This is a genomic window from Leptolyngbya sp. AS-A5 (assembly GCF_039962495.1).
Classification (GTDB): Bacteria; Cyanobacteriota; Cyanobacteriia; order Leptolyngbyales; family Leptolyngbyaceae; genus Leptolyngbya.
The window spans coordinates 26,096-34,522 of sequence record NZ_JAMPLL010000035.1 but is presented as its reverse complement, the minus strand read 5'-3'; the positions used below and the strand labels follow the sequence as shown (position 1 = coordinate 34,522).

The 8,427-nt window shown below is 49.2% G+C and carries 7 protein-coding genes and 1 tRNA gene; 1 reads left to right on the top strand and 7 read right to left on the bottom strand.

Translation table 11 applies throughout. From position 1 onward, the window contains the following. Positions 1-173 precede the first annotated feature (173 nt). Positions 174-698, top strand: coding sequence for a hypothetical protein (locus tag NC980_RS22760; protein WP_348254075.1), 525 nt, complete (start codon positions 174-176; stop codon positions 696-698). A gap of 500 nt (positions 699-1,198) precedes the next feature. Here the strand turns inward: NC980_RS22760 and NC980_RS22755 are convergent. The 7 genes from NC980_RS22755 to NC980_RS22725 form a co-directional block, all read right to left on the bottom strand. Continuing rightward, a tRNA-Cys gene (locus NC980_RS22755) sits at positions 1,199-1,269 on the bottom strand. A gap of 22 nt (positions 1,270-1,291) precedes the next feature. Beyond that, positions 1,292-1,927 (bottom strand): uracil phosphoribosyltransferase, encoded by a 636-nt coding sequence (upp, locus tag NC980_RS22750; protein ID WP_190375108.1) that lies wholly within the window; start codon positions 1,925-1,927, stop codon positions 1,292-1,294. 2 nt (positions 1,928-1,929) lie between these two features. Continuing rightward, positions 1,930-3,138 carry a DUF1688 family protein gene (locus tag NC980_RS22745; protein WP_190375107.1) on the bottom strand — a complete coding sequence of 403 codons (1,209 nt, stop codon included), beginning with the start codon at positions 3,136-3,138 and terminating at the stop codon, positions 1,930-1,932. Next, the gene (locus tag NC980_RS22740; RefSeq protein WP_190375106.1) at positions 3,131-4,405 is read right to left on the bottom strand and encodes a GTP cyclohydrolase II; all 1,275 of its coding nucleotides are present in this window, start codon (positions 4,403-4,405) and stop codon (positions 3,131-3,133) included. Before NC980_RS22740 ends, NC980_RS22745 begins: the two co-directional genes overlap by 8 nt. 112 nt (positions 4,406-4,517) lie before the next feature. Beyond that, on the bottom strand, positions 4,518-5,858 hold the full coding sequence (locus tag NC980_RS22735) for an oligosaccharide flippase family protein (RefSeq protein ID WP_190375105.1): 1,341 nt from the start codon (positions 5,856-5,858) through the stop codon (positions 4,518-4,520). A gap of 33 nt (positions 5,859-5,891) precedes the next feature. Further along, on the bottom strand, positions 5,892-6,365 hold the full coding sequence (locus NC980_RS22730) for a CRR6 family NdhI maturation factor (RefSeq protein ID WP_190375104.1): 474 nt from the start codon (positions 6,363-6,365) through the stop codon (positions 5,892-5,894). 178 nt (positions 6,366-6,543) lie between these two features. Then, entirely contained in the window at positions 6,544-8,247 is a 1,704-nt protein-coding gene (locus tag NC980_RS22725; RefSeq protein WP_190375103.1) for a PAS domain S-box protein, read from the bottom strand. Between the last annotated feature and the right edge of the window lie 180 nt (positions 8,248-8,427).

Here is an 8,427-nt window from a genome sequence, read left to right as displayed (position 1 = left end):
CGCAGTGTAAAGCGTGGTGCCGAAGTTCGATGAGAATTACCTGCCGAAGATAACTGAGAATCGGGTGCCGAAGTTACGTGAGAATCACCTGCCGAAGTTTATGCAATTTTGCACAGCCCGAGCGGCCACGCGTCTTCAGCCACAGCCATCCATACTACCAGAAATACGATTTTGTGAATCTCGTCTATCGACTCTGCGCCATGCTTGGCTGGATGGAGTTGTATCGCGCTGATCCGACATTTCTGAGCGGCCCCAAAGAGGATAAGCGCAAACTTGAACCAAGTTTTCAGGCGATCCGCACCGCCCTGAGCGCGGAGTTCACCGAAGAGAAGGCCGCCGGGCTACTATCTGCGGAACCCAGCTTGGCTTCGGCAGACGGCATTATCTTGGACGACGACCAGCGAGCCATCGGTGAAACAATGCTCACCCCGACCACCAAGGATACGCCGCCCGCCGTCATAGGCTATGGCACTTTCTGCGTCAACCTGTTCCGTTTTGCGAAGAAAGACGATACTACGGGGATCATCCGCTTCGGTGATCAGAACTTCTGGATATGGAACGCCACGCGCTTCATCATCGACATGGGCAGCGTACCTGCTACTGTGGACTTTCGTCGTAAGCGACTAATGAAGGTTCTTGCTGAACTGCACAAATTGAATGAGGTATTGGAGGGTGAGCCAATCATTCCAGAACAGTAAGCGTCACCACCTTATCTCATTGGCAGACTTACTAGACTTCTTGCGTGAATCGTTTTTTGGCACGAGTTTCTAATAGTTTGAACTTCCTAATTTGCCATTCACGCAAGAAGTCTACTCGTTGCTTGACCAACTCTGCGGACAGCGAACCCAGCAACTCTCCTCTCTAATTTCGCCGACATTGCATCAAGATCCGCCTAACCTGACGCTGCACTTCATCGTTATGCCGCTCCAAGAGAATTCCCCACACCACTAGCTCAAGCATCAGCAGAAGGGGAAACCAAGCGGAGATCGACATGGGAGCGATTTAGAAAACATGGCAAACTAGCGTTTTGTATCATAACTTGATACCGTAATCGTGGCTTTTTTAAGAGATCTAGAACCCCATCAAAAAACCGCGACTACCGTATCGTAGGATACAAAACGCCAGCCTGTTCTCTTATTCAGTTTTCGGTTCCTTCCTCACATCCTGCTCACAGCTTCAATGAGAGTGTTGAAACCCAAGGCGGCACCCAGATTCGAACTGGGGGTGGAGGTTTTGCAGACCTCTGCCTTACCACTTGGCGATGCCGCCAGATTGCATCACTATTATTATATCACTTTGTACCGAATAAGCGATCGCCCGCATCTCCTAATCCCGGAATAATATACCCGTGCTCATCTAATCCCTGATCGATCGCTGCTGCAAAGATCGGCACGTCTGGATGCTGCTCTTGAAAATGAGTAATGCCTTCAGGAGCTGCCAGAATACAGAGGAACTTAATCGAGCGCGGATTCGTTTGCTTGAGACGATCGACCGCCGCGATGGCAGAATTACCCGTTGCCATCATCGGATCAACGACGAGCATATCGCGCTCTTCAGTATCGTCCGGGACTTTGAAATAGTATTCGATTGGCACTAGCGAATTGGGTTCCCGGTAAATACCAACGTGACCGACCCTAGCGGAGGGAATCAACTGCAAAATTCCATCAAGGATGCCTTGCCCGGCACGCATAATTGATACAACAACGAGCTTTTTGTCTGGGGCTAAAACTGGAGCCTCCATTTCTGCCATCGGGGTTTGAATGGTTTCGTAGCGCAAGGGTAGATCCCGCGTGACTTCATAGGCGAGTAACAGACTCAGTTCGGTCATCAGCGATCGAAATTTTGCTGTACTGGTCGATTCTCGCCGCATCAAGCTGAGTTTGTGCTGAATCAAAGGATGCTCGATGAGGGTGAGGTTTGCAGCCATAGTTAAAAAACAGTTCCGTCGCTAGAAATTTGAATTGGGGGAGTTCCACCGGGGCGGAGCGATGCGGCGACTTTGCGTCCGGCTGTCCAGGTTCCGCCTTGAAGAACTTTGACGAGAGGAAGCGCATCAGAGGTGAGAGCAAGCTTCGTGCGAATGGTGTCGGCGACGCGATCAAGCAAACAAACGGTCAGCGCCCGCCATTCCACGATCAATTCTGAGCCTGGAGAATGCGGAATTTCTGCAAGCTGTGGATTTTTCAGTTGCAGCAGTCCGAGATCAACACATAAACCACCATTGCGATATTCGGGGAGTCCGGTCATTTGGTCAAGATCAGTAATTGTGATTCCTAGATCCTGCAAGGGTTCAAGCAGGGAGTAGGTGAGCCACTGCGAGAGCTTGTGAAACGGGATTAGTTGGTCTGTGTATTCACCGAGTAAAGCGGAATGATGCCACACATCGCCTAAATTTGTGCCGTTGATCGACAATCTCCCTGACCAGATGTCACCGAAACCGAGCAGAACTGCATTTAATACCGTCACAGCCGAAAGCTCGCCTTGATGCGTCTGATGGCTCAAATAATCCACTAGATTGCCAGGGCGAGGAGAATCACCAAAGAGATCCGGGAATTGCTCGATCGTATGTCCCAGTTTTCGCAGCAGGTGCGATCGTCCTTCGAGTCCCACTAAAGGATTTCCAGGAGTCACCTGGAAAAAAGCGGCAATCTTTTCCGGTGTAATCTGCTTGAGTCCCTCGGCATCAGTTCGATAGGGTTGGGTCGAGAACGCACCTTGGCAAAAGGCATCGAATGACGCGATCGCTAATCCCTCGGATCTTGTCCAAGTTTGTTTCGTAGAAGATTCAAGGTATTGCCAGCGATCGCCCGCCCCGGCATCAAGCAAGACACTCGGAACGACTAGATCGAATTTGGCTTTCGCTTGGTCGACTGGAGATAAGTTCTTTAACGCCTGTTCAAGTTGCTGCACACGCGGAAAATTGCCGACTTCAAAATGTCGCCAGCGACTGTGAAATGGAACCTCCAAATCGGGGTATTGCTGACGCATCACAGCGATCACATAGCCTGCAACTGCATCAAGCTGCGTTAAATCTAGCCGAAAGTAGGCGAGTTTGTCCGCCTGTGCAAGCTCAAACAACTGAGAAGCACGATCACGGATAGCTTTGGGCGATCGCAAATAGTCCACGAGATTAGTCACTCAGTCCCCGTCCTTTAATCTCAGCTAAGGCTTCTTCGGTGAGAATTTCGCTTTCGGTGTAGTATCCGGCGGCTTTTTTCGCCTCGATTTCGACCATTGCATCAGCAGGAATCAGTTCTTCGGGAATCGGAACTCGCGTGACGATCTCGATTCCCGAGCGCGTCACCGCATCGTGTTTCATGTCGCTCATGGAAATAAAGCGATCGATGCGAGTAATTCCCAACCAGTGCAGCACATCGGGCATGAGTTCCTGGAAACGCATATCTTGGACACCCGCAACACATTCGGTTCGGGCAAAGTAGGCATCGGCACGATCGCCGCCCTCTTGACGTTTACGCGCGTTGTAAACGAGGAATTTTGTCACTTCACCCAGGGCGCGTCCTTCTTTGCGGAGATAGACGATTACGCCCGCACCGCCTTGCTGAGCGGTTTGTACACACTCTTCAATCCCATGAACCAGGTAGGGACGACAGGTGCAAATGTCAGAACCAAAGACATCTGAACCGTTGCACTCGTCGTGAACGCGCACTGTTAAGGCACGATTTGGATCAGCGATCGCCTCAGGATCACCGACGATATAAACGGTAATGCCTCCAATTGGTGGCAGAAAGACTTTGACATCTGGGCGAGTGACGAGTTCGGGGAACATTCCGCCAGTTTGCTCGAATAACGTGCGGCGGAGAAGACCTTCTTCAACGTTAAGCCGTTTTGCTATTCCGGGCAGATACCATACCGGCTCGATCGCGGCTTTCGTCACGACTAAATCGCCGCCTTTTTTCATAATTTCGCCATCTTCGCGCAACCGACCTTTGGAGATCGCGTCTTGCAGCTCTGGCATATTGATGTGAGCTTTGGTAATCGCGATCGTCGGTTTAATGTCATACCCCTGATCATACAAATCGCGATACACCTCGCCAACGATCGCACCAAAAGGGTCAATCGACACGATCTTATCTGGATCAGACCAAGCGGGATGAGGATGAAGCAGCGCGGCAGGAGCAGTATTGGTTAGATCAGCGCGATGGTTGGCGTCGAGTTTGCCACTGGCAACCGCAAGTGCACGATAAACCGCATAAGAACCGGAATGCGTCCCGATCACGTTCCGATGAGCCGGGGTGGTGAGCGTTCCGATGATGGCACCGCGTTTAATCGGATCAGCTTCGCCCCAGTGAATCGCGATCGACTTCGAGAACTTAGCAGGATGGGAGGTGAGAACGATCGGCTGTGAACGTTTAATCGGTTGTGAACGGTTGGGTTGACTCACCATAGACACTCTCTCGCACCGAATCAGGATTTTAAACCCCGATCGTAGCAAGAGTGTTGATGGATGCATAGTGTCTTAGGTGGCAAACCTCGAAAATTTCTTGTAGATAAATCTTTTAGAAACGACTGAGAAACTTCTGTTGTATAAATTTCAGGTCTTGGTGGGTTAACCACAAGCCGGGTGGCGGCGTTTTCAGCACAACAGGGTAGCAAATCCAAACGGAGACGAGCCGAATCATTGTTGAAACCAGCAGCGCTAAACCCAGTCCTAACAATCCAAACATTGGAGTGAGGATCAAAATCAAGGGAGCGCCCAACATCAAGCCAATGCCTTGAATCAGGGTGACGATTCCCGGACGATCAGTTGCCATGAATGCTTGTGAAAGAATGATTGCGGTGCCACCGAGAACCGTTTCGATCGCTAACACCCGAAAGATGGGAATCGCTGCAAGATAAGCTTCTCCGTACAGTAAGTGCAGCACACCAGGAGCCAAAGCCATCATCGAAATTGCCATCAAAATCGCCAACATTCCGCTAATTCTGGCGGCTCTACCTGTCATTTCAACCACTTCTGAAACGGGACGGGCTGCCGCTTTGGGAAATAGCACCGTTACAAAAGAACTTTGCACCACATACAGCAATTGACACAGACTAAACGCGATCGCATACAGCCCCATTGCGGCAGGAGCCAGGACACTAATCGCTAACACTTGCTGAATTTGTCCTGCCAATGCGCTGATCAAATCAATCCCATACGCCCGAAAACCATAGTGCAATAATCGCTGAATCGAGTGCTGAATCTGCGTAAAGCGAATCGTAAAAAATCGCTTCGCACAAGCAATCATCCAAACCAGCATTGGGATTCCGGGGAGCCAGTAGGACAGAACAGCGGTGAAGGGCGTGAGTTGTTTTGTCACCGCCAAAACAATCAGCAGTGCCAAGGTACTCAGCGGGGGAAGATAGCGAATTTGATTGGCGATCGCAAATTCATCGCTAGCTTCCATTGCCGATCGCAGCACTTCCGTAAACACTACCAGCGGCACCGCCACCATGAGTCCTTGGGACAAGTGAATCGCTTCGGATGGATATTTTTGCATCAAAAACGGAATCGTGATGACTCCAATGACACCGCTAAAAACGCTAATAAACATGCCCAAGAAAACTGCAGCAGAAAAGGTTTGCGATCGCTCTTGAGGATATCGCTTCAAGGTATATAACAATGCACTGGGTAATCCAAGCGACAATGAATAAGCAAAGAACTGGGGCCAAATCGCCATTGCCGCTTGCTCTCCCCGTCCCGCAGGGCCTAAGATGCGGGCGGTAATGGTTCCTGTTGCAATATTCACGACAATGATCAATGCACGAGCCGCCAGCGTTTGAACGATCGCGGCTGCACCATCCCGTCCGCGCAGAGACCTAGTTCCACGCTGTACCCAAGTCGAAATTAAGTTTCTCATGCACTCGCTTTTTGTCGGGACGCACCGATTATCTTAGCGTTGTTCCAACAAGGCGAAAAAGCCATCGTCTAATTCATATCCGAGCGTTTTGGTCATCGACTTGAGGCGCGATCTCGATTCAATCTGCTGCTGTTCGAGCCAGTTCATCAGCACAAAAGTTTTGCTCATGACGAAGATTTCTAGCGCTTCGGGGTTGTACTCGATGCCATCGGGCCGCATTTCGTGGGGGACTAACATTGCCGCATATCGCCCTAGCTCTTTCTGCGACCAGTCGAGCAGAAATGGCAACCACGGATACATCGCATCCAGTCCAATGAACCACAGTCGCACTTCTGGCACCTCGGATAATTCGCGAGGATCTCCGGGTTCAAGGGGGTAATCAATTTTGAATTGCAGTTTTTGTTCGTATTGCCGGATGTCGGATTTGAGCGGTTCGATCGCCGCGATCGCGGGTGTTAGATCAACCGCGTTGATCTGGTCTGCATGGAGATGAATCACAATTGACATAAAAATTTCTGCCGCTACACGACTTTTATCTTCTAATGATTTGCGATCGTTTGTGCTAAATGATGATCGATCAATACAATTGATCGCGCTTCAAGGCCTTGAAGCGAGGCACAGAAGTTGCGCTGCGAGAATTACGATCGCGCTTGTAAAACGTTTTATCCATTGTGTTTAATTCAGTTTAATTCAACTGGGTACATGGAATCTCAATCACAAACTCTGTACCTCGACCAAGTTGAGAATTGCAGAAGAGCGATCCTTGATGCCGTTCGGTGATCACCTGATAGCTAATTGCAAGTCCCATTCCTGTTCCAACTCCGACAGGCTTAGTTGTAAAAAAGGGATCGAAAATGCGCTTCGAGGTTTCTTGAGACATCCCCGCTCCGGTGTCTGCCACGCGAATTCTGACCGAGTGATCCTCTATAGCTTCTGTTGTAACGGTTAAAGTGATCGGATTGGTGCTATCTTGCTGAAAAGCTTCCTCGATCGCGTCGATCGCATTCGTAAACAAATTCATAAATACCTGATTGAGCTGACCTGCATAGCATTCCACCAGAGGCAACACGCCGTATTGCTTCACGACATTAATCGCAGGGCGGCGATTATCTGCTCTTAACCGATGCTGCAAGATCATCAATGTACTTTCGATGCCAAAATGCAGATCGACCTGTTTGAACTCCGCTTCATCCAGCCGCGAGAAGGTGCGGAGCGATAAAACAATCTCTCGAATCCGCTCTGCTCCGTTTTCCATCGAGGCTAGGAGCTTCGGTAAATCGGTGGTGAGAAAGTCTAAATCGATCGCCTCGATCTCAGCTTGGATTACAGAGGTTGGCTGGGGATAGCATTGTTGATACAGTTCAATCAGGTGTAATAAATCGTGGATGTACTCCTGGGCAGGTTTAAGATTGCTATAGATAAAGCTGACTGGATTGTTAATTTCATGCGCCACACCTGCGACCAGTTGACCTAGCGATGACATCTTTTCACTCTGAATTAACTGGGTCTGCGCCCGTTGTAGATCATGTAACGCACGTTCAAGAGACTCTGTTTTGTAGCGAAGCTGTTCTTCGGCTTGCTTACGCTCTGTAATGTCTTCATAGGTTCCCAAAATCCCGATGACTTCACCTGCATCATTTCGCAGTGGGATTTTACTGGTGTCTGTCCAAAATGATTCCCCATCAATTTGAGGGTGTGCTTCGATCAGGTGCAATTGTGGCATTCCACTACTGAGCACTTCAGCATCACAAGCTCGAAATAGCTCAATCTGCTCCAGCGCCCAGGGCAAATCATAGTCCGTTTTGCCAACAATCTCGCTAGGGTCATGGAGTCCGGCGACGATCGCAAACGATTTATTACACCCCAAGTAAACTGAGTTTAAGTCTTTCCAAAAGATTAACTGTGGCGTATTGTTAATCACAGTTTGTAGAAGTTGTGTCGCTTCTTGATGTTTTTGCTCTAAGCGCTGTCGCTCCGTCTCTAGATAGATGCGCTCAGTAATATCATTCTGTATACCAATAAATTGTATTACCTGTCCTTCTGCATCAAAGATTGGAGAAATCGTGAGTTCGTTACAGAACATTGTGCCGTCTTTGCGGTAATTCCGTAGGATGACTGTGCAGCTTGTACAGTTGCGTAAGGCTTGCTTAATCTCTTTAAGTGCAGGTTGTTTACGATCGTCTCCCTGCAAAAAACGACAATTTCGCCCAATAGCCTCAGCAGCGGTGTATCCAGTCATGCGTTCAAACTCTACATTGACAAAAATTGTAGGGTAATCAGGCTGGTGTGCATCTACAATTACAATGCCGACCGGAGTTGCTGCGATTGCTTGCTGCCAGTTGATAGATGCTAGAGACGCAAAAGACTGAGAAGCGATCGGAAGATCCATAACAAGAGATGCAGATGGGGTCTAAAATATTTTGCCCTTCGCCTGGAAGTAAAGATACAAAGCTTTTTCACCACAAGAAAAATTAGGGCTTAGATTTAGTCTATCCGGCGCGAGAGTCAACTTTAAGTCAGAGATTTAGTCTTCATTAGATCGTTACAATGGAATCTGTCTTCTTTAAAC